Annotated in this window: 22 protein-coding genes and 2 pseudogenes; 17 read left to right on the top strand and 7 right to left on the bottom strand. The window is 59.9% G+C overall.

Annotation, left to right across the window (positions count from 1 at the left end; translation table 11 throughout):
* The first annotated feature begins 170 nt into the window (after positions 1-170).
* From BLU63_RS12160 to BLU63_RS12135, 7 genes and pseudogenes are all read left to right on the top strand, one after another.
* A complete protein-coding gene (locus BLU63_RS12160) occupies positions 171-1,526 on the top strand; it encodes a M16 family metallopeptidase (protein ID WP_010466807.1) in 1,356 nt (451 codons plus the stop codon).
* Complete coding sequence (locus BLU63_RS12155) at positions 1,519-3,009, top strand: M16 family metallopeptidase (RefSeq protein WP_083375537.1); 1,491 nt, start codon at positions 1,519-1,521, stop codon at positions 3,007-3,009. Before BLU63_RS12160 ends, BLU63_RS12155 begins: the two co-directional genes overlap by 8 nt.
* On the top strand, positions 3,009-3,620 hold the full coding sequence (gene rsmD / locus BLU63_RS12150; RefSeq protein ID WP_010466805.1) for a 16S rRNA (guanine(966)-N(2))-methyltransferase RsmD: 612 nt from the start codon (positions 3,009-3,011) through the stop codon (positions 3,618-3,620). Before BLU63_RS12155 ends, rsmD begins: the two co-directional genes overlap by 1 nt.
* Before the next feature lie 147 nt (positions 3,621-3,767).
* Positions 3,768-5,069 (top strand): annotated as a pseudogene (locus BLU63_RS32745) (M16 family metallopeptidase); the annotation flags it as partial.
* Positions 5,070-5,102: 33 nt separating this feature from the next.
* Positions 5,103-6,449 (top strand): annotated as a pseudogene (locus tag BLU63_RS12145) (M16 family metallopeptidase); the annotation flags it as partial.
* Between the two features lie 155 nt (positions 6,450-6,604).
* A complete protein-coding gene (locus BLU63_RS12140; RefSeq protein WP_077747218.1) occupies positions 6,605-7,603 on the top strand; it encodes a hydrolase in 999 nt (332 codons plus the stop codon).
* Between the two features lie 3 nt (positions 7,604-7,606).
* Entirely contained in the window at positions 7,607-8,446 is an 840-nt protein-coding gene (locus BLU63_RS12135) for an AraC family transcriptional regulator (protein WP_077747217.1), read from the top strand.
* Between the two features lie 120 nt (positions 8,447-8,566).
* Here the strand turns inward: BLU63_RS12135 and BLU63_RS12130 are convergent, their stop codons facing one another.
* Both BLU63_RS12130 and BLU63_RS12125 read right to left on the bottom strand, forming a co-directional pair.
* On the bottom strand, positions 8,567-9,421 hold the full coding sequence (locus BLU63_RS12130; RefSeq protein WP_083375536.1) for a sulfurtransferase: 855 nt from the start codon (positions 9,419-9,421) through the stop codon (positions 8,567-8,569).
* A gap of 33 nt (positions 9,422-9,454) precedes the next feature.
* The gene (locus BLU63_RS12125) at positions 9,455-10,126 is read right to left on the bottom strand and encodes a TetR/AcrR family transcriptional regulator (RefSeq protein ID WP_010466800.1); all 672 of its coding nucleotides are present in this window, start codon (positions 10,124-10,126) and stop codon (positions 9,455-9,457) included.
* A 147-nt stretch (positions 10,127-10,273) separates the two neighbouring features.
* On the opposite strand from BLU63_RS12125, the gene BLU63_RS12120 reads away from it, so the two are divergent.
* The 5 genes from BLU63_RS12120 (at position 10,274) to BLU63_RS12100 (ending at position 14,958) form a co-directional block, all read left to right on the top strand.
* Positions 10,274-11,704 carry a coniferyl aldehyde dehydrogenase gene (locus BLU63_RS12120; protein WP_083375535.1) on the top strand — a complete coding sequence of 477 codons (1,431 nt, stop codon included), beginning with the start codon at positions 10,274-10,276 and terminating at the stop codon, positions 11,702-11,704.
* Between the two features lie 27 nt (positions 11,705-11,731).
* Positions 11,732-12,277 (top strand): twin-arginine translocation pathway signal protein, encoded by a 546-nt coding sequence (locus BLU63_RS12115; RefSeq protein ID WP_083375534.1) that lies wholly within the window; start codon positions 11,732-11,734, stop codon positions 12,275-12,277.
* Positions 12,278-12,413: 136 nt separating this feature from the next.
* Positions 12,414-14,009 carry a GMC family oxidoreductase gene (locus tag BLU63_RS12110; RefSeq protein WP_077747214.1) on the top strand — a complete coding sequence of 532 codons (1,596 nt, stop codon included), beginning with the start codon at positions 12,414-12,416 and terminating at the stop codon, positions 14,007-14,009.
* Positions 14,010-14,124: 115 nt separating this feature from the next.
* Positions 14,125-14,604 (top strand): pantetheine-phosphate adenylyltransferase, encoded by a 480-nt coding sequence (gene coaD / locus BLU63_RS12105; protein ID WP_007945531.1) that lies wholly within the window; start codon positions 14,125-14,127, stop codon positions 14,602-14,604.
* 102 nt (positions 14,605-14,706) lie between these two features.
* A complete protein-coding gene (locus BLU63_RS12100) occupies positions 14,707-14,958 on the top strand; it encodes a YfhL family 4Fe-4S dicluster ferredoxin (protein ID WP_010466792.1) in 252 nt (83 codons plus the stop codon).
* A 160-nt stretch (positions 14,959-15,118) separates the two neighbouring features.
* On the opposite strand, the gene BLU63_RS12095 is transcribed toward BLU63_RS12100, so the two are convergent.
* The 4 genes from BLU63_RS12095 to BLU63_RS32735 all read right to left on the bottom strand — a co-directional run bounded on the left by BLU63_RS12095 (position 15,119) and on the right by BLU63_RS32735 (position 17,485).
* On the bottom strand, positions 15,119-15,442 hold the full coding sequence (locus BLU63_RS12095) for a multidrug transporter (protein ID WP_010466790.1): 324 nt from the start codon (positions 15,440-15,442) through the stop codon (positions 15,119-15,121).
* A gap of 54 nt (positions 15,443-15,496) precedes the next feature.
* A complete protein-coding gene (gene mutM, locus BLU63_RS12090) occupies positions 15,497-16,309 on the bottom strand; it encodes a bifunctional DNA-formamidopyrimidine glycosylase/DNA-(apurinic or apyrimidinic site) lyase (protein ID WP_010466788.1) in 813 nt (270 codons plus the stop codon).
* A 45-nt stretch (positions 16,310-16,354) separates the two neighbouring features.
* Complete coding sequence (locus tag BLU63_RS12085) at positions 16,355-17,170, bottom strand: HDOD domain-containing protein (RefSeq protein WP_169857237.1); 816 nt, start codon at positions 17,168-17,170, stop codon at positions 16,355-16,357.
* A gap of 90 nt (positions 17,171-17,260) precedes the next feature.
* On the bottom strand, positions 17,261-17,485 hold the full coding sequence (locus tag BLU63_RS32735) for a hypothetical protein (protein WP_144443429.1): 225 nt from the start codon (positions 17,483-17,485) through the stop codon (positions 17,261-17,263).
* Here BLU63_RS32735 and BLU63_RS12080 point away from each other — a divergent pair.
* From BLU63_RS12080 to ilvD, 5 genes are all read left to right on the top strand, one after another.
* Complete coding sequence (locus tag BLU63_RS12080) at positions 17,484-18,680, top strand: class I SAM-dependent rRNA methyltransferase (RefSeq protein WP_003195152.1); 1,197 nt, start codon at positions 17,484-17,486, stop codon at positions 18,678-18,680. The genes BLU63_RS32735 and BLU63_RS12080 overlap by 2 nt on opposite strands.
* A gap of 426 nt (positions 18,681-19,106) precedes the next feature.
* Positions 19,107-20,186 (top strand): SagB family peptide dehydrogenase, encoded by a 1,080-nt coding sequence (locus BLU63_RS12075; protein WP_010466779.1) that lies wholly within the window; start codon positions 19,107-19,109, stop codon positions 20,184-20,186.
* Positions 20,183-21,160, top strand: a complete 978-nt coding sequence (locus tag BLU63_RS12070) for a diiron oxygenase (protein ID WP_010466777.1) — start codon at positions 20,183-20,185, stop codon at positions 21,158-21,160. The genes BLU63_RS12075 and BLU63_RS12070 overlap by 4 nt, the downstream gene beginning before the upstream one ends.
* Entirely contained in the window at positions 21,153-22,358 is a 1,206-nt protein-coding gene (locus tag BLU63_RS12065) for an MFS transporter (protein ID WP_083375533.1), read from the top strand. Before BLU63_RS12070 ends, BLU63_RS12065 begins: the two co-directional genes overlap by 8 nt.
* Positions 22,359-22,616: 258 nt before the next feature.
* Entirely contained in the window at positions 22,617-24,458 is a 1,842-nt protein-coding gene (gene ilvD / locus BLU63_RS12060; protein WP_010466773.1) for a dihydroxy-acid dehydratase, read from the top strand.
* Positions 24,459-24,644: 186 nt separating this feature from the next.
* Here ilvD and BLU63_RS12055 read toward each other — a convergent pair whose 3' ends face one another.
* The gene (locus BLU63_RS12055) at positions 24,645-25,700 is read right to left on the bottom strand and encodes an HAD family hydrolase (RefSeq protein ID WP_083375532.1); all 1,056 of its coding nucleotides are present in this window, start codon (positions 25,698-25,700) and stop codon (positions 24,645-24,647) included.
* Between the last annotated feature and the right edge of the window lie 181 nt (positions 25,701-25,881).

Here is a 25,881-nt window from a genome sequence, read left to right as displayed (position 1 = left end):
AAAACGCAGAGTTTAGCTGACAAAACCAAGGTTCCGCAGGTAACCCATGCAACCGTCCGGCCGATCAAAGGCCTGATAGACGTGGCCGCCAGTAATACGGACCAGTATCCTAGCACCCTCTCGCCCGCCGACGCTAAGCCAAGCGGGCAGCTCAACAGGTTTAAAAACGAATGAATGCTTTAGCCCGCCGCGCTGCAGGCCTGCTGCTCAGCACAGTTTGTCTGCCCCTCTCGGCCCTGGCTGCCGATCCACAACCCACCCACGAATTCACTCTGGATAACGGCCTGAAGGTCGTTGTCCGCGAAGACCATCGTGCGCCCGTGGTGGTTTCCCAAGTCTGGTACAAGGTCGGCTCGAGTTACGAGACGCCGGGCCAGACCGGTTTGTCCCACGCCCTCGAACACATGATGTTCAAGGGCAGCGAGAAAGTCGGCCCCGGCGAAGCGTCGCTGATCCTGCGCGACCTCGGTGCCGAAGAGAACGCGTTCACCAGCGATGACTTCACCGCGTATTACCAAGTGCTGGCCCGCGACCGCTTGGGCGTGGCCTTCGAACTGGAAGCCGACCGCATGGCCACCCTGCGCCTGCCGGCCGACGAGTTCGCCCGCGAGATCGAAGTCATCAAGGAAGAACGTCGCCTGCGCACCGACGATAAACCGATGTCCAAGGCCTACGAACGCTTCAAGGCCATGGCTTTCCCGGCCAGCGGTTACCACACGCCGACCATCGGCTGGATGGCTGACCTGGACCGCATGAAAGTCGAAGAGCTGCGCCACTGGTACCAATCCTGGTACGTGCCGAACAACGCCACGCTGGTGGTGGTCGGCGACGTGACCCCGGACGAAGTCAAAACCCTGGCCCAGCGCTATTTCGGCCCGATCGCCAAACGCGATGTGCCAGCGGCGAAAATCCCGCTGGAACTGGCCGAGCCTGGCGAACGCCAGATCACCCTTCACGTACAGACCCAGTTGCCGAGCCTGATGCTGGGCTTCAACGTGCCGAGCATCGCCACCGCCGAAGACAAGCGCTCGGTGAATGCCTTGCGCCTGATCTCGGCCCTGCTCGACGGCGGCTACAGCGGACGCATCCCGACGCAACTGGAACGCGGCGAAGAACTGGTGTCCGGTGGTTCGTCGAGTTACGACGCTTACACTCGCGGCGACAGTCTGTTTACCCTGTCGGCCACGCCGAACACCCAGAAAAAGAAAACCATGGCCCAGGTCGAAGCGGGCCTGTGGAAGCTGCTCGATCAGCTGAAAACCACTGCGCCGTCCGCCGAAGAACTGGAACGCGTCCGCGCCCAGGTCATCGCCGGCCTGGTCTACGAGCGTGATTCGATCACCAGTCAGGCCACCTCCATCGGCCAATTGGAAACCGTCGGCCTGTCCTGGAAACTCATGGACACCGAACTCGCCGACCTGGAAAGCGTGACACCGCAAGACATCCAGAAAGCCGCCAAGCTGTATTTCACCCGCGAACGTCTCAGCGTCGCCCATGTACTGCCACTGGAGACGACTCATGAGTGAGCGTAAAAAATCCCGTCTGGTCCTGATCGGCCTGATCGCAGTCGCCCTGATCGGCTCTGCTGCGTTCTATTTGTCGAAAAGCGAAGACTCCACGGCCAGCGAAGCCCTCGACAAGGCCAAGTCCAGCCAGAAGCTGCAATCGCTGAGTGAACTCGACGGCAAGGCGCCGAGCCACCGTTCGCTCGACGTACAGACCTGGAACACCGCCGAAGGCGCCAAGGTGATGTTCGTCGAAGCCCGCGAGCTGCCGATGTTCGACCTGCGCCTGATTTTCGCCGCCGGCAGCAGCCAGGACGGCAACGCGCCCGGTCTGGCACTGCTGACCAACGCGATGCTCAACGAAGGTGTGGCCGGAAAAGATGTCGGCGCCATCGCTCAAGGCTTCGAGGGCCTGGGCGCAGACTTTGGCAACGGCGCCTTTAAAGACATGGCACTGGCTTCCCTGCGCAGCCTCAGCGCCGCAGACAAGCGCGAACCGGCGCTGAAACTGTTCTCCGACGTCGTCGGCAAACCAACCTTCCCTGCCGACTCCTTTGCGCGCATCAAGAACCAGATGCTTGCCGGTTTCGAATACCAGAAGCAGAACCCGGGCAAACTGGCGAGCCTGGAGCTGATGAACCGCTTGTACGGCGATCACCCCTACGCGCATTCCAGCGACGGCACGGCGACAACCGTCCCGGCGATTACCGTGGCGCAAGTCAAGGCGTTCCACGAGAAAGCCTACGCAGCCGGCAACGTGGTGATTGCGCTGGTGGGTGATTTGTCCCGCGCCGAAGCCGAGGCGATTGCCGCGCAAGTCTCCAGCGCGTTGCCGAAAGGCCCGGCACTGGCGAAAATTGCGCAGCCTGAAGAACCGAAAGCCAGCATCGGCCACATCGAGTTCCCGTCCAAGCAGACCAACCTGATGCTTGCGCAACTGGGCATCGACCGTGACGATCCGGACTACGCCGCACTGTCCCTGGGCAACCAGATCCTCGGCGGCGGTGGTTTCGGCACCCGATTGATGAGTGAAGTGCGCGAGAAACGTGGCCTGGCCTACGGCGTCTATTCGGGCTTCACCCCGATGCAGGCACGCGGCCCGTTCATGATCAACTTGCAAACCCGCGCCGAGATGAGTGAAGGCACGTTGAAACTGGTGCAGGACGTGCTCGCCGACTACCTTAAAATCGGCCCGACCCAGAAAGAACTCGACGACGCCAAGCGTGAACTGGCAGGCAGCTTCCCGCTGTCCACGGCCAGCAACGCCGACATCGTCGGCCAGCTCGGCGCCATGGGTTTCTACAACCTGCCGCTGAGTTATCTGAATGACTTCATGCGTGAGTCGCAGAGCCTGACTGTCGAACAGGTCAAAGCCGCACTGAACAAACACTTGAGCACGGACAAAATGGTCATCGTGAGCGCTGGCCCGACCGTGCCGCAAAAGCCGTTACCGGCCCCTACTGATAAACCTGCCGAGCAGCCGCTCGGGGTTCCGGAGCATTGATGGCCACTCGTCCTAAGAAACCTGTTCACAACGTCCACAACGGCGTGAACCAATTGCGCATCATCGGCGGCGAATGGGGCAGCCGGAAGCTGAGCTTCCCCGACGCCCCGGGCCTGCGCCCAACCCCGGACCGGGTGCGTGAAACCCTGTTCAACTGGCTCGCGCCTTACATCGCGGGCGCCAAGGTGCTTGATCCATTCGCCGGCAGCGGCGCGTTGTTCCTTGAGGCGCTGTCCCGTGGCGCGGCGATGGGCCAGGCACTGGACGCCAGCAACATCGCGGTCTCAAGCATCAAGGAACATCTGGGCACCCTGCGCTGCACCACCGGCCAGATTCAGACGGCCGATGCCTTGCGCTATCTGGAGACCCAGACCGCGACCGCCTACGACGTGGTGTTCCTCGACCCACCGTTCAATCAGAACCTGTTGCCGGCCGTTTGCACGCTGCTGGAAGAGCGCCAATGGCTGGCGGACGATGCGTGGGTTTACACCGAAAGCGAAACAGCACCCTCGACGCTCGGCCTGCCGGCCAACTGGCGCCTGCACCGTGAGCAGAAATCCGGGCGCGTCTACTATTCGTTGTGGCAGCGAAGCACTGAAATATCTTCTTAAAAGAGTAACCTGGACAGGTGAACCGCCTGTCCAGGGTGCCCTCCCGTTTTTTCAAACAGCAACATAACCAGTTTGCTTAGTTCTTTTCCTTTCGTTCACTGTGAACCTGCGAAACAACTCGCATGGACGCAAAGGACTGTTAACGGAATGAAAGCATCAGCTAACGAGACAACTTCCAGTTCAACTACCGAGTTCACACTCGACAATGGCCTCAAGGTCATCGTGCGCGAGGATCATCGGGCACCGGTGGTAGCTTCCCAGGTCTGGTACAAGGTCGGCGCCAGCTACGAGCCTCCGGGTCAGACCGGCTTGTCCCACGCTCTGGAACACATGATGTTCATGGGCAGCAAAAAAGTCGGCCCAGGCAAAATCTTGCCGCTCCTGCGCGAGCTCGGTATCCAATTCAACGCCTTCACCAGCAGCGACTCCACCGCGTACTACCAGACGCTGGCTCGAGATCGTCTGAGCGTGGCCTTCGAACTGGAAGCGGACCGCATGGCCAATCTGCTCCTGCCGGTCGACGAGTTCGTCCGGGAGATTGAAGTCATTAAAGAAGAACGTCGCCTGACCACTGATGACAAACCAATGGACAATGCCTACGAACGCTTCAAAGCGATGGCCTACCCGTCCAGCGGTTATCACACGCCGACCATCGGCTGGATGGCGGACCTCGACCGGATGAAGATCGAAGAGCTGCGCCACTGGTATCAATCCTGGTATGCGCCGAACAACGCCACGCTGGTGGTGGTCGGCGACGTGACCCCGCACGAAGTCAAAGCCCAGGCCCAGCGCTACTTCGGCGCGATCGCCAGACGCGATGTGCCGGCCGCGAAAAGACCGCTGGAACTGGCCAAGCCCGGCCAACGCCAAATCACTCTGCACGTGAAGACCCCACTGCCCAGCTTGATGCTGGCCTTCAACGTGCCGAGCATCGCCACCGCCGAAGATAAACGCTCAGTGAATGCCTTGCGTATGATTTCGGCCCTGCTCGGCAACGGCCATAGCTCACGCATCCCAATGCAACTGCAACGCGTTGAAGAGCTGGTGTCCGACGGTTCGTCGAGTTATAGCGCTTACACCCGGGGTGACAGCCTGTTCCTCCTGTCGGCAACACCCAACAGCCGTAAAAACAAAACCATCGCCCAGGCCGAAGCCGGTTTGTGGAGGCTGCTCGAACAGCTGAAAATCACTGCGCCGTCCACTGAAGAACTGGGACGCGTACGCGCGCAGGTCATCGCCGGGCTGGTTTACGAGCGCGACTCAATCACCCGCCAGGCCACCGCTATCGGTCGACTGGAAACCTTCGGCCTGTCGTGGAAACTGATGGACACCGAACTGGCCGAACTGGAAAGCGTAACGCCAGAAGACATTCAGAAAGCCGCCAAGCTGTATTTCACCCGCGAGCGGCTCAGCGTCGCCCATGTACTGCCGATGGAGGTGGATAAAGAGGATGGAGATGAGTCCGGCGCCGGCAAAGTACCAGACAAGGAAAACTCCGACCAAGGGCTGCAATCGCTGGCTGAGCTCGACGGTCAGGCGCCAAGTCCCCGCACGCTTGATATTCAGGCTTGGAATACTGCCGAAGGCGCCAAAGTGTTGTTCGCCGAAGCCCGAGGGTTACCGATGTTCGACATGCGCCTGACCTTCGCAGCCGGCAGCAGCCAGGATGGAGGCACTCCGGGTCTGGCCATGCTGACAAACTTGATGCTCAACGAAGGTGTTGCCGGCAGGGATGCCAACGCTATTGCCCAAGATTTCGAAAGCCTGGGCGCACAGTATGCCCCCAGCACTGGTCTGGATACGGCGCAGGTCTCCCTGCGCTGCCTCAGCGCCAAGGATAAACGCGATCCGGCATTGACACTCTTCGCCGAAGTCGCAGGCAAGCCGACCTTCCCTGGCGATTCGTATGCACGCCTTCGCAATCAGACCCTCGCCGCTTTCATAGATAAGCAGCATGACCCGAGCAAACTGGCGAGCCTTGAGTTGATGAACCGTCTGTATGGCGATCATCCTTACGCGCACGCCAGCGATGGCATGGCGCAAGCCATTCAGTCCGTCACCCCGACACAGCTGCGCGCGTTCCACGAAAAAGCCTACGCGGCTGGCAACGTGGTGATCGCGTTGGTGGGCGACTTGTCCCGTGCCGAAGCTGAAGCCATTGCCGCGCAGGTATCCGCTACCCTGCCCCAAGGCCCGGCCCTGGCGAAAATCCCGCAACCGATCGAACCCAACGCCAGCATCAGCCACATCGAATTCCCATCGAAACAGACCATTCTGATGCTCGCGCAACTGGGCATCGACCGTGACAATCCAGACTACGCGGCACTGTCCATGGGCAATCAGATCCTTGGCGGCGGCTTTGGCACTCGACTGATGAGCGAAGTGCGCGAGAAACGTGGCCTGACTTACGGCGTGGTTTCGACCTTCACCCCGATGCAGGCGCGCGGTCCGTTCATGATCAAGTTGCAGACCCGCTCCGAAATGAGCGAAGGCACTCTGAAACTGGTACAGGACGTGCTCGCCGACTACCTTAAAACCGGCCCGACCGAAAAAGAACTTGATGATGCCAAGCGCGAGTTGGCTGGCAGCTTCCCGCAGTCCACTGCCAGCAACGCACAAATCGTCTCGAAACTGGCGTCCATCGGCTTTTATAACCTGCCATTGAATCACCTGGACGACTTCATGCAGCAGTCCCAGCGTCTAACCGTAGAGCAAGTCAAAAGCGCATTGAACAAACACCTGAGCATGGACAAATTAGTCATCATCAGCACAGGACCGACCGTCCCGCAAAAGCCATTGCCAGAGCCTACTGGCAAACCTTCCAGGTAATCGCTCAAACTGTCAGGAAACCTGCACCGCATCGGAAAGCAGAAATCCGGGCAAGTGTATTACGCGTTGTGGCAACGTATGGCAGAGATCGCCGGTTAACCGACCGGCCTGAAAAAGGTGCGCACCGGTTGCGCACCGCTGCATCGAGAGCAATCGTGTCCTTTCCGTCAGAACGCTTCACCCCCGCCTTCGGCCTCGGCAACCCGCACCTGCAAACCTTGTGGGGACCGCTGTGGCGCAAAACCACGCACATCGAACGCGAGCGCGAACGCTTGTGGCTTGAGGATGGCGACTTTCTCGATATGGACTGGCACGGCCCGCACACTGCCGATGCGCCGCTGGTGCTGGTGCTGCACGGGCTGACCGGCTCTTCGAATTCGCCCTACGTGGCCGGTGTGCAAAAGGCGTTCGCTGCCCAGGGTTGGGCCAGCGTCGCGTTGAACTGGCGCGGATGCTCCGGCGAGCCGAATCTGTTGCCACGCAGCTACCATTCCGGCGCCAGTGAAGACCTGGCCGAAGCCATCAGGCACCTGCGGGCCAAGCGCCCTCTCGCACCGCTGTATGCGGTCGGCTATTCCCTGGGCGGCAATGTCTTGCTCAAGCATTTGGGCGAGACTGGCAGTGACAGCGGCGTGTCAGGCGCGGTGGCAGTGTCGGTACCGTTTCGTCTCGATCAATGCGCTGATCGCATCGGGCAAGGTTTCTCGAAGGTCTATCAGGCGCATTTCATGCGCGAGATGGTGGCCTACATCAAAAACAAGCAGCGCCAGTTTCAACATGACGGGCGCGAGGATGGACTGGCGGCGTTGGCGGCACTGGGCTCGCTGGAGAACATGCGCACCTTCTGGGATTTCGACGGCCGGGTCACGGCGCCGCTGAACGGTTTCGTCGATGCCGAGGATTACTATCGCCGCGCTTCGAGCCGGTATTTCCTTGGAGAAATTCGCACACCGACCCTGATCATTCAGGCGGCCGACGACCCCTTCGTGTTCCCCCATAGCCTGCCGCAGGCGATGGAGCTGTCCGCCTCCACTCAATTCGAGTTGCAAGCCAAGGGCGGGCATGTCGGTTTTGTCGATGGCTCGTTCCGCCAGCCAGGTTATTACCTGGAACGCCGCATTCCGCAGTGGCTGAGCGCCGTGGGTCGCGGGTAAGCCATGGATGCCGACCAAGGCGAGTCGATCCGATTCTGGCAAACGGCGCCATTGGCCGGCGTCGAGTTATTGTCCGCGCGCTACATCGAACATCGCTTCGCGCCCCACGTGCATGACGGTTATGTGATCGGCATGATCATGGCCGGCGCCCAGCGCTACCGCTATCGCGGCGCCGAACACCTGGCCGGCAGCGGCACGCTGGTGTTGATCAATCCTGATGAACTGCACACCGGCCACAAAGGGACGGAGGATGGCTGGTTGTACCGGGCGTTTTATCCAGACAGCGGGCAGATTCTCTCGCTGCTGGACGAACTGGAGCTGCCGACCAACAACCTGCCGGGGTTTGGCGCGACGTTGTATCGCGACCCGGATCTGGTGAAGGGGTTCTGCCAACTGCATCGCTTGCTGGAAAGTCCGTCCACCGCCTTGCAACAGCAAATGGTCTGGCGCGAGATGATGCTGTTGCTACTACAACGTCACGCCGCCGTGCCGATCGCCGGCAAACCCGGCAAGGAGCACCGGGCAGTCACGCTGGCCAAGGATGTGCTGCATGCACAATTGGCGGCGCCGCCTTCGCTGGAAGAACTGGCGGCACTGGTCAACCTTTCACCGTTCCACTTCGCCCGGGTCTTTCGCCGCGCCACGGGCATGCCGCCGCATACCTGGCTGATGCAGCAACGCATCGCGCAGGCAAGGGCGCTGTTACAGAACGGATGTTTGCCGCTGGAAGTCGCGATGCAATTGGGGTTTGCCGACCAGAGTCATCTGAGTCGGCAGTTCAAGCAGGTTTACGGGGTTGGGCCGGGGGCGTATCGCAGCGCCCGGCAATTATCAGGAAGTTGAGCTCGACACAGGTCCAAAAGTGGGAGCGAGCCTGCTCGCGATGGCGGCGGGTCAGTCAGCACTGATGTTGACTGACCCGCCACCATCGCGAGCAGGCTCGCTCCTACAGGAGAGCAGCGTTTATTCGCCGATGGCGATGCCGTGCGCAGGATCGTTGATCCACTCGCTCCACGACCCGGCATACAACGAGCCCAACGGATAACCCGCCAGGCACAGCGCGAACAGGTTATGGCACGCCGTCACGCCGGATCCGCAATACGCCACCAGATCGGTCGGCGCACGATCGCCGAGTTTCGCGGCAAAGCGCTGCTTGAGCTGATCGGCCGGCAGGAAACGTCCGTCACTGCCCAGGTTCTCGGTGAAGGCTGCGCATTGCGCACCGGGGATGTGCCCGGCAACCGGGTCGATCGGTTCGACTTCGCCCTTGAAACGCGGCAAGGCGCGAGCATCAAGCAAGGTCAGCGCGGGTTGGCCGAGACGTTTTTGAAGCTGTTCGGCGCTCAAGATCAGCGCGTCGTCCGGCGTCCCGGTAAAGGTGCCGCGCGGGGTGTCGCACGCATCCAGGCTCAGCGGCAACCCGGCGGCGTGCCAGGCCTTGAGCCCGCCATCGAGAATAAACACGCCGTCACGCTTGCCCAGCCAGACCAGCAACCACCAGGCCCGCGCCGCGTAGGCACCGGGGCCGTCATCGTACAAAACCACTTCGCTGTCGGCGTTGATGCCCCAGGCTTGCAGACGCTCGATCAACTCTTCAGGTTCAGGCAACGGATGGCGCCCGGTCACACCCTTGACCACTGTCCCGCTCAAATCACGCTCAAGATCGGCAAAACTCGACCCGGCGATATGCCCTTCGGCATAACTACGCTGGCCGTAATCCGGGTCTTCGAGGGCAAAACGACAATCCAGAATCACCAGCCCAGGTGCATCCTTTTTCAGGTCCAACGCTTGCGGGCTGATCAGTTGCGCAATGGGCATAACGGGCTCCTGTGATTAAGTCGGTCTTGAATCCTACTGCACTTCTTCCAGCGCCTGGGCCAGTGGCACGTAAAACTCTTCGTACAGCGCGTTGACCGCGTCGCGAGACTGTTCCGTGACGAAACCGGCCTCAAGCACCAGCACCTGATACACCCCACGTTTAATCGCCTGCTCACTCAAGTGATTGGAGTTTTCCCGCGTGGTGCACAGAAAACGCACCCAGGACGTCAGGATAATCCAGGCATTGAGCGTCAGGGATTCGATCTGGACTTTATCCATTTTGAGGATGCCGGCGTCGACGAAGGCGGCGTAGATGTGGGTGCCATGGATCAGGCAGCGCTGGGAGAAACGCCGATAACGGGCAGCCAGTTCGGGATCGCTGTCTAGCAAATGCTCAAGATCGCGATGCAAAAACCGATAGCGCCACATCGCCGCCAGCAGTTCCTGAAGGTAGAAGCGTTTGTCTTCCACCGTGGACGCTCGGCCCTGGGGCGGGCGCAGGAAGCTGTCCACCAGGCTTTCGTACTCACTGAACAGCACGGCGATGATCGCCTGCTTGTTGGGGAAGTGGTAGTACAGGTTGCCCGGAGAAATCTCCATGTGGGCAGCAATGTGGTTGGTGCTGATGCTGCGCTCGCCCTGTTGATTAAACAGCTCCAGGCTGTTCTGCACGATGCGCTCGCTGGTTTTGATCCGAGGGGCCATGGCTTGAGCTTTAATTCAGAGTGCGTTGGCAGGCATCTTACGACCTATCGGCGAGTGGATAAAACAATGCTGCGCCAGGATGCCATTTGACTTTATAGAGCTTAGACTCTAAAAAGTGCCTCATTACAACAAAAACCGGAGCCGATCATGACCGCCGACATCGCTTATCTGCAGAACCTGCAACAGCCGCTGGACGAGCTTCAGGCCCTGTTCGATGCGCAGCGTGCGGCGTATGCGGCCAACCCGATGCCACCGGCCGCCCAGCGCCAGCAATGGCTCAAAGCCCTGCGTGATCTGCTGAGCAACGAACGCCAGTCCTTGATCGATGCGATCAGCCAGGATTTCAGCCACCGCAGCGCCGATGAAACCCTGCTCGCCGAACTGATGCCGAGCCTGCACGGCATTCACTACGCCAGTCAGCACCTCAAAGGCTGGATGAAGGCCTCGCGGCGCAAGGTCGGTATCGCGTTTCAGCCGGCTTCGGCGAAAGTGGTTTACCAGCCGCTGGGCGTGGTCGGCGTGATCGTGCCGTGGAACTACCCGCTTTATCTGGCTATCGGGCCGCTGGTGGGTGCGTTGTCGGCGGGCAATCGGGTGATGCTCAAACTCAGTGAGTCGACCCCCGCCACCGGCTTGCTGCTCAAGGAACTGCTGGGCCGGATCTTCCCGCAAGACCTGGTCTGCGTGGTGCTGGGCGAAGCCGATATCGGTGTCGCGTTCTCCCGACTGCGTTTCGATCACCTGCTGTTTACCGGCGCCACCAGCATCGGCAAGCACGTGATGCGCGCGGCAGCCGAGAACCTGACGCCGGTGACCCTTGAGCTGGGTGGCAAGTCCCCGGCCATTGTGTCCCTCGACGTGCCGCTCAAGGACGCCGCCGAACGCATCGCGTTCGGCAAGACGCTCAATGCCGGGCAAACCTGCGTGGCCCCGGACTACGTGCTGGTGCCGGAAGATCGTATCGGCGCTTTCGTCGAAGCCTATCGCCACGCGGTTCGCGGGTTTTATCCGACACTGGCCGACAACCCGGACTACACGGCAATCATCAATGACCGGCAACTGGCGCGACTCAATAACTACGTCAGCGACGCCACCAGCAAGGGCGCGCTGCTGATTCCGCTGTTTGATCAGGGCCAGGGCCGGCGCATGGGTCATAGCGTGCTGCTCAACGTCAGCGACGACATGACCGTGATGCAGGATGAAATCTTCGGCCCGCTGCTGCCGATCGTGCCGTACAAGACGCTTGATCAGGCGTTTGCCTACATCAATCAACGACCTCGTCCGCTGGCGCTGTATTACTTCGGCTACGACAAGCACGAACAAAATCGTGTACTCCACGAAACCCATTCCGGCGGTGTTTGCCTCAACGACACCTTGCTGCACGTGGCGCAGGACGATATGCCGTTCGGTGGTATCGGCGCCTCGGGCATGGGCCATTACCACGGCCACGAAGGTTTCCTGACCTTCAGCAAGGCCAAAGGCGTACTGATCAAGCAGCGCTTCAACGCGGCGAAGCTGATTTACCCGCCTTATGGAAAATCCATTCAGAAACTGATTCAGAAGCTGTTTATCCGCTAACAATCGCACCCTCGGGTAATAACAATAATGAGCCCAAGCCTGTCCGATACACCCGCGCTGTCGCGGCGCGGCCTGCTTAAATTCAGCCTCGGCGCGAGTGCTTTCCTGGCCACGGCCGGATTGGGCGCGAGCCTCAGCGGCTGCTCATCGAGCATCCCGGCTAACGGTTTCGCGACCCTGCGCAGCGGCGATCTGTTGTTTCTGCGGGCATTGGTCCCGGTAATGCTCGAAGGCGCCGTGGCCGCCGAAAAAATGCCGGCCGCCGTCGATGGCACCCTGAAAACCCTGGATAACGGCCTGAATCACCTGTCGCCGGAAATGCTCAAGCTCACTCGGCAATTGTTCGACGTGCTGGGGATGGCGGTGACCCGCGGGCCGCTGACCGGGATCTGGGGCAGCTGGGAAAACGCCAGTGCCGATGAGATCCGGCACTTTCTCGATCGCTGGGAAAACAGCTCGTTGAACCTGTTGCGCATGGGGCACAGCTCGTTGCTGCAACTGGTGATGATGGCGTGGTACAGCCGCGCGGAATCGTGGGTACATTGCGGGTATCCGGGGCCGCCTGCCGTTTAAGACTGGGTCGACCCCTTCGCGGGCAAGCCTCGCTCCTACAACGGCTTACGCGGTTCTGTAGGAGCGAGGCTTGCCCGCGAAGGCATCCTCATGAACACCACTGCATCCAAAACCATAACAACTAGAGAACCCGAAGATGCCCGTACCCGACCCGTTCCGCGAAGGCATGGCCCGTGGCTGGAAAACCTACAACGGCTCGCAACTGACCCAGGACCTGACCCTGGACGCGGACGTGGCAATCATCGGCAGCGGCGCGGGCGGCGGGACCACCGCGGAAATTCTCAGCGCCGCCGGCTACAAGGTGTTGCTGATCGAAGAAGGCCCGCTCAAGACCAGCAGCGACTTCAAGATGCTCGAAGACCAGGCCTACACCAGCCTCTATCAGGAAGGCATCGGCCGCATGAGCAAGGACGGCGCGATCACCATCCTCCAGGGCCGCGCGGTGGGCGGCACCACGCTGATCAACTGGACATCGAGCTTTCGCACGCCCGACCCGACGCTTGAGCATTGGGCCAGGGAACACAACGTCAAAGGCCACAGCCCGGCCGAGATGGCGCCTTGGTTCGAGAAAATGGAACAGCGCCTGGGCGTTGCGCCCTGGATGGTGCCGCCCAACGCCAACAACGACGTGATCCGCAAAGGCTGTGAGCAGCTCGGCTACACCTGGCATGTGATCCCGCGCAACGTGCGCGGGTGCTGGAACCTTGGCTATTGCGGCATGGGCTGCCCGACCAACGCCAAGCAGTCGATGATGGTCACGACCATCCCCGCGACCCTGGAAAAAGGCGGCGAGCTGCTGTATCTGGCCCGCGCCGAAACGCTCTCGATCAAGGACGGCAAGGTCACGGGCCTGCAATGTGTGGCGATGGACGACCGTTGCGTCGCACCTACCGGACGTACGATCACGGTCAAGGCGCGGCATTACGTGCTGGCGGGCGGCGGGATCAACAGCCCGGCGCTGCTCCTGCGCTCGGAGGCGCCCGATCCGCACCAGCGGCTGGGCAAACGCACATTCCTGCACCTGGTGAACATGTCCGCCGGGCTGTTCGATGAGGTGATCAACCCGTTCTACGGTGCGCCGCAGTCGATCTATTCCGACCACTTCCAATGGCAGGACGGCACCACCGGCAAGATGTCCTACAAACTGGAGGTGCCGCCACTGCACCCGGCGCTGGCCTCCACCCTGCTCGGCGGTTTTGGCAAGGAAAACGCCGGGCACATGGAAAATCTGCCCCACACCCACGCGATGCTGGCGCTGTTGCGCGATGGTTTCCACCCGGACAGCCCCGGCGGCAGTGTCGAATTGCGCGGCGACAACACGCCGGTGCTCGACTATCAAGTTTCACCCTACGCCTGGGACGGCTTGCGCCGGGCCTTTCACAGCATGGCCGAGATCCAGTTCGCCGGCGGCGCCAACGCGGTCATGCCGATGCACGCCGACGCGCGCTACGTGAAAACCCTGGCCGAAGCGCGCACGTTGATCGACGGTTTGAGCCTTGAGTTGTATCGCACCCGCCTGGGCAGCGCTCATGTGATGGGCGGTTGTGCCATGGGTGAAGATCCGAAAAACGCCGTGACCGACAGCCTTGGCCGGCATCACCAGATCAGCAATCTGTCGATCCACGATGGTTCGCTGTTCCCCACCAGCATTGGCGCAAACCCGCAATTGTCGGTCTACGGATTGACGGCGCAACTGGCGACTTCTCTGGCCGAACGTTTGAAAAACCCATGAAAACGGAGAATATTCCAATCGTCTATAGTGCTTTCTTACCCAACAGGCGACTTGGCCGACCGGGAAGGCTGCGATACCATCCGACTCCCCAACGGACTCCCGCCAGGACGACGCGATGAACCGAGTGTTGTACCCAGGTACCTTCGACCCTATTACCAAGGGCCATGGCGACTTGGTCGAACGCGCCGCGCGCCTGTTCGATCATGTGATCATCGCCGTCGCTGCCAGCCCGAAGAAAAACCCGTTGTTTCCCCTGGAACAACGTGTGGAGCTGGCCCGCGAGGTCACTAAACATCTGCCCAACGTTGAAGTCGTCGGCTTCTCGACGCTGTTGGCGCATTTCGCCAAAGAGAAGAACGCCAATGTGTTCCTGCGTGGTTTGCGCGCGGTGTCGGACTTCGAATACGAGTTCCAGCTGGCTAACATGAACCGCCAACTGGCGCCGGATGTGGAAAGTCTGTTTCTCACACCGTCCGAGCGTTATTCGTTCATTTCCTCGACGCTGGTCCGTGAAATCGCAGCGTTGGGCGGCGATATCACCAAGTTCGTCCACCCTGCGGTGGCGGATGCCCTCACCGAACGCTTCAAGAAGTAACGACCGCTCAAGCGGCGCCCGCGTGCACTGCGGGCGCCAATGCGGCACAATTGCGCGCATTGGTTTATTGCGCCCGGGCCGTCCGCCCTGGCTGGAGTTAGCATGTCCCTGATCATCACCGACGATTGCATCAACTGCGACGTCTGCGAACCCGAGTGCCCGAACGCCGCTATTTCCCAAGGCGAAGAGATCTACGTGATCGACCCGAACCTGTGCACGCAGTGCGTCGGCCACTACGACGAACCTCAGTGCCAGCAAGTGTGCCCGGTGGATTGCATTCCGCTGGATGAAGCGCATCCGGAGACTGAAGAGCAGTTGATGGCGAAGTATCGGATTATTACCGGGAAGGCTTGAGGCAGGCATTTTTGTAGTGCCTGTGCCGGCCTCATCGCGAGCAGGCTCGCTCCCACAGTGGGTTTGTGGTGCTCACATCATTTGATTCACAACACAAATCAACTGTGGGAGTGAGCCTGCTCGCGATGAAGCCATCAGGTACACCGAACATGTAACTGATTCACTCCCGCTGCTCAAACCCCTCCCCGATACACCCCAGGCACCGCACAAATGCGGCTTTCGCCGGATCAACCACCAGCGCCTGTCCCGCATCGCCGATGCCGCCGCCCAAGGCCGTGAACGGCAACGACACCACAAACGCCCCGGCACCGATCACCGTCGCCACCACCAGCAACGGTCTGGCGATCAGCAAGTCACCGAGCATGGCGTAGGCCGGGGGATTCTGGATGGTGTAACGCGGATCACCGCTGCCGCTGCTAGCCGCCAGCGCGGGCGCACCGACGCTCAGCAGCAGCGCAACAACAAGGGTTCGAAACGAATTCATGGCGCGGTCCTTCGGCTAGGCAGTGAGAACACTGACTATAGACCGTCGCACGTATCAGCTCTGGCAGCGTGGGCAAAAGACGCTGGCGCGCTGCCCCAGTTTCACTTCGCGCAGTTCAGTGCCACAGACTTTGCAGGGCTCACTGCCCCGGCCGTAGACAAACAATTCCTGCTGGAAATACCCCGGCTGACCGTCGCCGCCGATAAAGTCCCGCAGCGTCGTACCGCCCCGCTCAATGGCCGCGGCCAGAATGCGTTTGATCTCGATCGCCAGCTTCAAATAGCGCGCCCGGGAAATGCTCTTGGCCTCGCGACGCGGGTCGATGCCGGCGGCGAACAGGGCTTCGGTCGCGTAGATGTTGCCGACGCCGACCACCACCGCGTTATCCATGATGAACGGCTTGACCGCCATGGATCGTCCGCGGGACTGCTGAAACAAGCGATCGCCATCAAACAGGTCGGTCAACGGCTCCGGCCCCAGGCGAATCAACAGTTCGTGGTTGAGCGGATCGAGACTCCAGAGCATCGCACCAAACCGGCGTGGGTCGGTATAGCGCAGGGCCAGGCCGGACTCGAGTTCGATGTCCACATGCTCATGCTTCGCCGCCGGCATACCGACTTCAACCAATCGCAGGTTGCCCGACATACCCAAGTGACTGATCAGCGTGCCCACTTCAGCATTGATCAGCAGGTACTTGGCGCGGCGCTCCACCAGCACGATGCGCTGGCCGGACAGGCGCACATCGAGGTCTTCAGGAATCGGCCAGCGCAATCGGCGGTCACGCACGATCACCCGGCTGACGCGCTGGCCTTCCAGGTGCGGCGCAATCCCGCGGCGGGTGGTTTCGACTTCCGGCAGTTCAGGCATGGTGTTCTCGAATCAGGGCGCTCGAATAAATGCAGCAGCCGATGTTCAGCGGTGGGCGCCGAGGTCACGAATCGTTTGCTTGAGGGTCTCGAAGTCGTAGTCCGAGAGGCCGACATAATCGAGCACCAGATGCCCGATGCTGTTCCATTCGTGGTCTTCGGTCTGATTACCCAGCACCCGGTAGGACGCACAAATGTGCTCGGCCATCTTCAGGATCGCCAGCAGGTTCTTGAGCTGAGCGTTGCGCGAAGATTCGTCGCTGAAGATCGCCAAGGCGTTGTGGTGATTGGCGATCGCGGCGGTCACATGCTCCGGCAGGCGCCAGGACTTGGCCGTGTAATAACCGACCACCGCGTGGTTGGTGTTGAACACCCGGTTCTCGGTGTCGACCACCCGGCATTCGGCACTGGCGTTGGCGTAGGCCTCTTCCAGAACGGTCATGTAGTTGGGGAACCGTTGCAGCATCAGCGGCACGCCGCAGTCGTGGAACAGACCCAACGCGTACGCTTCGTCACCGGCCTGGGCGCCGATGCGCTTGGCCAGCGTCAGACAGGTCATCGCCACGTCCTGAGCCGTATCCCAGAACCGGTTCAGGGTGACGATGGTGTCGTCGTTCATCTCGCCCTTGATCGACTGCGCGTTGATCAGGTTGATGATCGAACGGCTGCCCAGCAGGTTCACCGCACGCTGGATCGAGGCGATCTTGTTGCTCAAGCCGTAATACGGCGAGTTGACGATCTTCAGCAAGGCACCAGAGAGCCCTGGGTCCTGGGAGATCAGCTTCGCGATCACTTCCAGGTCCGGGTCGGGCATGTACTGCTCCATCTGCAAATCCACCATGATTTGCGGCTGGGCAGGCACACTGATGCCTTGCAGGGACTGTTGAATCTGTTCGGAAGTCAGCTCTTGGGACATAAGTACACACTCTGGGCCAGGGGGCGATTCTAACCTTTATAAAGTTGGATCCGACACACCGGCCGACACATTGGCGAAATGTTTCATTTCTGCATAGCCATCGAAATCGCTTTCGCGGGCAAGCCTTGCGCCTGCAGATTCACACGATCCAGCAGGAGCGAGGCTTGCCCGCGAGGAGTCCATCAGCGTTTCATCGCCCGCCCGGCCCGCCGCAAGCCTCAACACGCTATACTCCCGCTCTTTTTTCCGGAGCGACGTCATGTCCCTGCCTAGCCTGCGCCTCAAAGCCAACGCCGACCGTCGCCTGCGAAACGGCCACTTGTGGGTCTATAGCAACGAAATCGATGTAGCGGCGACCCCTTTGCACGGTTTTCAAGCCGGCGACCAGGCGATCCTCGAAGCCGCCGGCGGCAAGACGCTGGGCATCGTGGCCATGAGCCCGAACAACCTGATCTGCGCCCGTCTGCTGTCGCGCGACATCAAGTTGCCGCTGGACAAGTCGCTACTGGTCCATCGCCTGAACGTTGCCCTGTCCCTGCGTGATCGCCTGTTCGACAAGCCGTTCTATCGCCTGGTCTACGGCGACTCCGATTTGCTGCCAGGCCTGGTGGTCGACCGCTTCGGCGACATCCTGGTGGTGCAGATCGCTTCGGCGACCATGGAAGCCCATAAAGAAGACGTGATCGCGGCGCTGACCCAAGTGCTCAAGCCAAGCGGCATTCTGTTCAAGAATGACTCCGCTGCCCGTGACGCCGAAGGCCTTAACCGTTATGTCGAAACCGTGTTCGGCCTGGTGCCGGAGTGGGTCGCGCTGGAAGAAAACGGCGTGAAGTTCGAAGCACCGGTCATCCAGGGCCAGAAAACCGGCTGGTTCTACGACCACCGCATGAACCGCGCACGCCTGGCTCCTTATGCCAAAGGCAAACGCGTACTGGACCTGTACAGCTACATCGGCGGCTGGGGTGTGCAAGCGGCCGCGTTCGGCGCCAGTGAAGTGTTCTGCGTCGACGCGTCGGCCTTCGCCCTCGACGGCGTCGAGCGCAACGCCGCGCTGAACGGTTTCGCCGAAAAAATGACCTGCATCGAAGGCGACGTGTTCGAAGCCCTGAAAGAGCTGAAAGCCAGCGAAGAACGCTTCGACGTGATCGTTGCCGATCCACCCGCCTTCATCAAGCGCAAGAAAGACATGAAGAACGGTGAAGGCGCCTACCGCCGCCTGAACGAGCAAGCCATGCGCCTGCTCAGCAAGGACGGCATCCTGGTCAGCGCGTCGTGCTCGATGCACCTGCCGGAAGACGATCTGCAGAACATCCTGCTGACCAGCGCCCGCCACCTGGACCGCAACATCCAGATGCTTGAGCGCGGCGGTCAGGGCCCGGACCACCCGGTCCACCCGGCCATCGCCGAAACCCGCTACATCAAGAGCATCACCTGCCGGTTGCTGCCAAACAGCTGATGACACCGGTTTGACGGGGAGCCAGAGGGCTCCCCGTTTTATTATCTGTTATTGAATTCCGTTCAAACTTCCTACACTTGCGATCCTACGGACTTGCAGGACGTTTCCCTGCGCCTTTCACTATTCAGCATTCAACTGACAAAACTTGTTCATACCCAAGATCGATCCGACGAAATTACTGGAAGTTTCCTACCCAATATCGCCTTGATAAGCGCTCATTACACTCTATGATTGAACGTGTCACCACGAAGTGACTCTTACTTTCAATTACAAGGAGTTCCAAATGAAAGCAATTACTCTGGAAGCTAACAGCATCGCCAACCTGGCTTTCCTGGTCGCCCCTAAAGCCCGCTAAGTAAATGAGACGCTGGGGAGTGCCGGCTACCCAGCGTTTTCTATGGCATTGCCCAGAGCGAACCGCCCATCATGCAGATCAGTCCTCATTTATTCATACTTCCACGCACGCCTGGTCAAATAGTCTGGGATTACAAGAATCACAAACAGTTTGAACTGAACCTGAAGTATTCAACCCGACTGGCAGAACTTATCGACAACCCCGAAAAGTTCAACGAACGCAATACAATTGACACCCAGCTACTTGACGCTGGAATACTGACAACTGCAATAACAGATACTACAGACTGGGGCTGGGACGAACTGTCGAAGATATTCCATATCGGCACCAAGAACATTCCGTGCGAACACGTTCCGCAAAATATCAATGAATGGTCAAAACAATACCTTGATCATTGCAGCGACGTCCTGAGCACGCCCTCGCCGAAAGCCAGGCGCTCGGAACGCCTGGGATGCGAGCTGATTACCCTGCCAAAGCCTTCCTGCCTGCCGGAAGGTTCCCTGGCAAACGCCCTGGTCAATCGGAAAACCTGCCGCACCTTCACGGGTGAAGCCGTTTCCCTCGAAGCCGTCAGTACATTGCTGTACCTATCCCTCGGCTATCTGCATGAGCGCGAAAACGACGTCGACGAAAGCATCGTCGAAGGTCTCGGCGCCCGGCGCAGCAGCCCGTCCGGAGGCGGACTGAATGCCTGCGAAGGCTTTCTGCTGGTGCAAAACGTCCGCGGCCTGCCACCCGGTGTCTACGCCTATCACCCCACCGGGCACGCGCTGAGTCTGGTTAATCCGCTGCCTCCCCAGCCTTTAGGGCAACTGATGTGCGGACAACACTTCATCAACAACCTGCCCGCAGGCCTGTTCATCACAAGCCGATTCGACAAGCTGTGGTGGAAATATGAACACTCGCGGGCCTACCGAATGGCCTACGTCGAGGCCGGCCATATTTCCCAGACCTTTCAACTGGCGGCCACCGCGCTGGGATTGAACACCTGGCTGACCGGTGCATTGACGGACGACCAGGTCGAAGCGCTGCTGGGACTTGAGAACAGCGCAGAGCAACCGCTGTTCTTTGTCGGCTGCGGCCAGAGCGACGGGCAAGTGATGTGCAAGGAATTGAAAGCACTGCTGAGCAGTCGGGGGGCGGAACAATGACCGAGCCCCTCATCGACCCCGCGTCAGCCTCTGCCTCATGGGCCCATCGCTTCACCCTTGGAGACTGGAACACCCGAGCCTCGGTGCGGATCAGCGAACACACCTACCAATTGCCACCGGACCTGAAACGGCAACTGGAAACCCGCCACTGGTTTGCGCCGGAATTTCTGCCCTACCTGAATCATCCGGCAATCAAAGCAGCAGGCAGAGCAATCACTCATCGCCTGTCCGCCAACCATCTGGTGTATTTCCTCGACTACACCACCCTGCTGGAACACCGCATCGTCAACCGTTCCGTGGAAACCATCGTCCACAACGAACTGGGGGTATCCATCCCCCCACGGATGAAAACCGCCGCGCTGCAGCTCTATACGGATGAGGCTTATCACGCACTGTTTTCCAACAGCCTCGCCGAGCAGATTGCCGATATTTACGACATGACAGATCGCCCGGTCGTGCCCCACCGGATAGCCCGGCTGAACGCCCTGCTCAATCGCACACCGGACAAGCACAAGGCACTGGCGTGGTTTCTCGTCGGCTTCGTCTCGGAAACGATTATCGCCAAGGAACTGCTCGACGTTTGCCGTGACACGCTGGTGAGCAGCGTTCAGGAAATGCTCAGGGATCACCTGGCCGACGAAGCGCGTCACAGTCGCTACTTTTGCGAAGTATTCCACCATCTGTGGGTGCAATTGAACTGCGGCCAACGCACGTTCACCGCGAGGTCGCTCGCGGAAATCCTGCTGATTTTCTTTGAGATAGATGAACGCTGGCTTGGGGAAAGCCTGCGCAGCGCCGGCCTGAGTGAAGCGTCTGTCGCGCAGATCCTTGGGGATCTTACCGGCTCGCAAGCACAGCGCCTGCGCGTCCGATCGAGTGCTGGTGCCACGCTCAACGCAATGAAAAAAGCCGGGTTCTTCGATCTGCCTGCCAATCGCCAACTTTTCTCCAGGGCAGGGCTGTTCGATGAATGACGGAAAACAGGTAGCCCGGGGCGAACAACGTGCCATGGTCATTCTGTTGATGACCATGACGCTGCTCGGCGTCTTTCCCCTGGATGTGGTGCTCCCCTCCTTTCCCGATCTTTCTGACTACTTTCGGACCTCACCGTCCGACATCGCCCTGTCGGTGAGCGTGTTCGCCATTGGCCTGGCGTTGTCCGTGGTGCTGGTCGGACCATTGTCGGATTTGTGGGGACGCAAGAAACTCCTGCTGGCCGGTATCGCAATTGCGGTGGTGGGAGCGACAGGGTGTGTGGTGTCCAGCGAATACAGCTGGTTTTTGTTCTTCCGGGTGATCCAGGCCGTTGGTTGCGGGTCATTCGTCCTGTCACAGGCGTTGGTTCAGGATCTGTTCGTCGGCAAGGAACAGGAGCGAATCAGAATCTGGATGGTGACCGGCGGCGGGGTATTCATTTCGATTTCGCCGCTGCTGGGGACGTGGTTGCAATTGCAGCTAGGCTGGCAGGGCAGCTTTTATGTGTTTATCAGCCTGGCCGTCATTGTCTGGCTTAAAGCCTTCTTTCTGCTCAGGGAAAACCCTCACCTTCATACCACGGCACCTGAACGTTTTTTCAGCGCCTATTGGCGGCTGTGTTCGGATTTGCGCTTCATGGGGTATTGGTTGATTTCAGCCTTGGCTTTTGCCTGCCATTTCTCGTTCATCGTCATTTCACCGATCATTTTCATGGAGCGGCTGGCGCTGTCGCCTTACGCATTTGCCTGGGCGTTGCTGCTGTATGGCGTGGCTTATGTGTTTGGCGGGATTGTCGCCAGCGCGCTGCATCGGTACCTGCAGGCCAACACACAAATAGTTATTGGCCTGGGGCTGATCGCTTTGTCAGGGCTGGTGATGCTGTGGTTGGCGGAACAGTTCGGGCTCTCTGCGGCAGCGGTGCTGATACCCATGTTGATTTGTACGGCAGGCACCACCATTGCCCGGCCCATCGCCAACTCCAAAGCCATGAGTCTCTACCCCCGGAATGCCGGAACCTCGACCTCGGTAGGCGGCGTGCTGATTTTCATGTGCGGCGGTGTGATCAGCGTGGTGATCAACCTTGCCTCCGAAGACCTGACCACAGCACTAGCCCTGTGCTTCCTGAGCTTGAGTGCTACGGGCCTTGGCCTGAATGTCTTGATTACACGACGGCATCTGGCGCTGAAGGCGGGCTGAAACCTGCCAGTCGTCATCCCGCACGTTGTGTCAGCGCCGGATCAACGCTTCCCGGCATTCCCTCCTGACGCCAGCCGTGTAGAATCGCGACATTCATCGCCAGTCATCCCCCGGCGGGTTTATGAGCTCAAGCTGAAGCGCGCGGCGATCCCGCAAAGTTATCGGCAACTTCCGGACACACGGCCATTTCTGGGTGTTCCAGACGTCAATAGAAGCTCACTTCCCTTTTGATACCTGATTAGCCGCCCGGAGTGCTTCATGCCTGATTACCGCTCGAAAACATCCACCCACGGCCGCAACATGGCCGGCGCCCGCGCACTGTGGCGCGCCACGGGGATGAAAGATGACGACTTCAAAAAGCCGATCATCGCCATTGCCAACTCGTTCACCCAGTTCGTACCGGGCCACGTCCACCTCAAGGACCTGGGCCAGCTGGTCGCCCGCGAAATCGAACGCGCTGGCGGTGTGGCAAAAGAATTCAACACCATCGCCGTGGATGACGGCATCGCCATGGGCCACGACGGCATGCTCTATTCGCTGCCGAGCCGCGAGATCATCGCCGACTCCGTCGAATACATGGTCAACGCCCACTGCGCCGACGCCATCGTCTGCATCTCCAACTGCGACAAGATCACCCCTGGCATGCTGATGGCCGCCCTGCGCCTGAACATCCCGGTGATCTTCGTTTCCGGCGGCCCGATGGAAGCCGGCAAGACCAAACTCGCCTCCCACGGCCTCGACCTCGTCGACGCCATGGTGATCGCCGCCGACTCCAGCGCTTCTGACGAGAAAGTCGCTGAGTACGAGCGCAGCGCCTGCCCGACCTGCGGCTCGTGCTCCGGCATGTTCACCGCCAACTCGATGAACTGCCTGGTCGAAGCCCTGGGCCTGGCATTGCCGGGCAACGGTTCGACCCTGGCGACCCACAGCGATCGCGAACAGCTGTTCCTGCAGGCCGGCCGTACCATCGTCGAGCTGTGCAAGCGTTACTACGGTGAGAACGATGAGTCGGTACTGCCGCGCAACATCGCCAACTTCAAGGCGTTCGAAAACGCCATGACCTTGGACATCGCCATGGGCGGCTCCACCAACACCATCCTGCACTTGCTGGCCGCCGCCCAGGAAGCCGAGATGGAGTTCGACCTGCGCGACATCGACCGCCTGTCCCGATTCGTGCCGCAACTGTGCAAAGTCGCTCCGAATATCCAGAAATACCATATGGAAGACGTGCACCGCGCTGGCGGGATCTTCAGCATCCTCGGCTCGCTGGCCCGTGGCGGCCTGTTGCACACCGACCTGCCGACCGTGCACAGCAAGACCCTGGCCGAAGGCATCGCCAAGTGGGACATCACCCAGACCGACGATGAAGCCGTGCATCACTTCTTCAAAGCCGGCCCGGCGGGCATCCCGACGCAAACGGCATTCAGCCAGTCGACCCGTTGGGAAACCCTGGACGACGACCGTGAAAACGGCTGCATCCGCAGTGTTGAGCATGCCTACTCGAAAGAAGGCGGCCTGGCCGTTCTCTACGGCAACATCGCACTGGACGGCTGTGTGGTGAAAACCGCTGGCGTCGACGAATCGATCCACGTGTTCGAAGGCAACGCGAAGATCTTCGAAAGCCAGGACAGCGCCGTTCGCGGCATCCTCGCCGACGAAGTGAAGGCCGGCGACATCGTGATCATCCGTTACGAAGGTCCGAAAGGCGGCCCGGGCATGCAGGAAATGCTCTATCCGACGTCGTACCTGAAATCCAAAGGCCTGGGCAAAGCCTGCGCCCTGCTCACCGACGGCCGCTTCTCCGGCGGCACCTCGGGCCTGTCCATCGGTCATGCTTCGCCGGAAGCCGCTGCAGGCGGCGCGATTGGTCTGGTGCAGGACGGTGACAAGGTGCTGATCGACATTCCGAACCGCTCGATCAATCTGTTGATCAGCGACGAAGAAATGGCTGGCCGCCGTGCCGAGCAGGATCAGAAAGGCTGGAAGCCTGTGGAAAAACGTCCACGCAAAGTGACCACTGCACTGAAGGCCTACGCCCTGCTGGCGACCAGCGCCGACAAGGGTGCCGTGCGTAACAAGGCAATGCTCGACGGGCTGTAAGGCTTAACCGTCGAACAAAAAATGCCCCGCCAAGTGCGGGGCATTTTTTTGACCACGATCCCCCAAACACTGGAGATCAACTGTAGGAGTGAGCCTGCTCGCGATAGCGGTATGTCTGTCACCATTGATGTCGTCTGACACTGCGCTATCGCGAGCAGGCTCACTCCTACATTGGATTTTTGGTGCTTACTGGATTTCCTCCGGTTTCACGATCACCCAGTTCTTGTCCGCCGTCACCGGCAACCCTTCCTTGGCCTGTGCTGCCGCGTGCTTGGCCATCATGCCGTTAATCTGGGTCATGTATTTGTCCTTGCGGTTGATCCACAAGTGAATGCCGCCCTTGGCCACGTCGACGCTGTGGAACAGCATGAAGCCGTCGCTGGTCGGTGTGTCGCCGCCGACGAGCACCGGTTTTTTCCATTCATCGATGTAGGTCAGGATCGCCGCTTGCTTACCCGCCATCCAGGTCGCCGGGGTCCACAGGTACGGGGTCAGTTCGAGGCCAAGGTTGGCCTTCTCGTCATACTTGCCCGCAGTGATTTGCTTACGCGCCGAGGTCAATTCACCGGACTTCGGGTCCTTGAGCAGCAGGCTCACACCAATGACGTTTTGCGGTTTGACGTTGTAGCCGTACTTCGGATCGGAAGCGACCATGCGCACCAGTTCTTCCGAGGCGGCGGTCATCACGTAGACCTCGATGCCGTTCTCCATCAGCTTGTTGTAGAGCTCTTTCTGACCGGTGAAGATTTTCGGCGGGTTGACGTCGAGGTTCTTGACCACATCGCCTTCGTAATAGGTCGCCGGCACTGGCTTGTCCAAGGCCATCAGCTCATCGACGTAGCCTTTGAGTTCCTGGAGGGTGAAACCGGAGAACACTTGCGCGACCCATGGATAGCACACCATGTCGTCGAGTTCGCAGAGGCGATAGTAGTAGCTGAACAGGCTTTCCTTATGGTCGGCGGTGTCCTTGAACGGGATCAGTTTCAGGGAGGGGTCGAGTTTCTCGCGGGTGATCAGGCCTTTGCTTTCCATGTACGGCAGCAACGACTCTTCGAGGTCGTAGCGGTAACTGGTGTTGTCCATGTCGAACACCGCGTAGTTACCTTTGTTCGCGTTGGCTGCAATCATCGCGTCCAGCGCCTTGGCCTGATCGGCTGGCCAGTGCTTCAAATCCGTGGCGAAGACCTGGCCGGCGAGGCCAAGACAGAGTACTGCTGCGAGAAATTTTGGTGCGAGCTTCATCGGCGGTTTCTCCCTGATCCAAAGATATCGACGCTAACAAATAAGTGTGACAACTCTCGTCCACTAGCGACCGCACACGTCCCTTTCGCGTCAAGTGCATCCCCGACAGCGACACCGGCTTATTCCAAAAACGACAGTTATCAGACTTTTTTGATATTAATTCTTTGTAAATCAAGCTGTT

Origin of the sequence: Pseudomonas mandelii, assembly GCF_900106065.1 — a bacterium.
Classification (GTDB): domain Bacteria; phylum Pseudomonadota; class Gammaproteobacteria; order Pseudomonadales; family Pseudomonadaceae; genus Aquipseudomonas; species Aquipseudomonas mandelii.
This window is presented reverse-complemented; position numbering and strand designations above follow the sequence as displayed.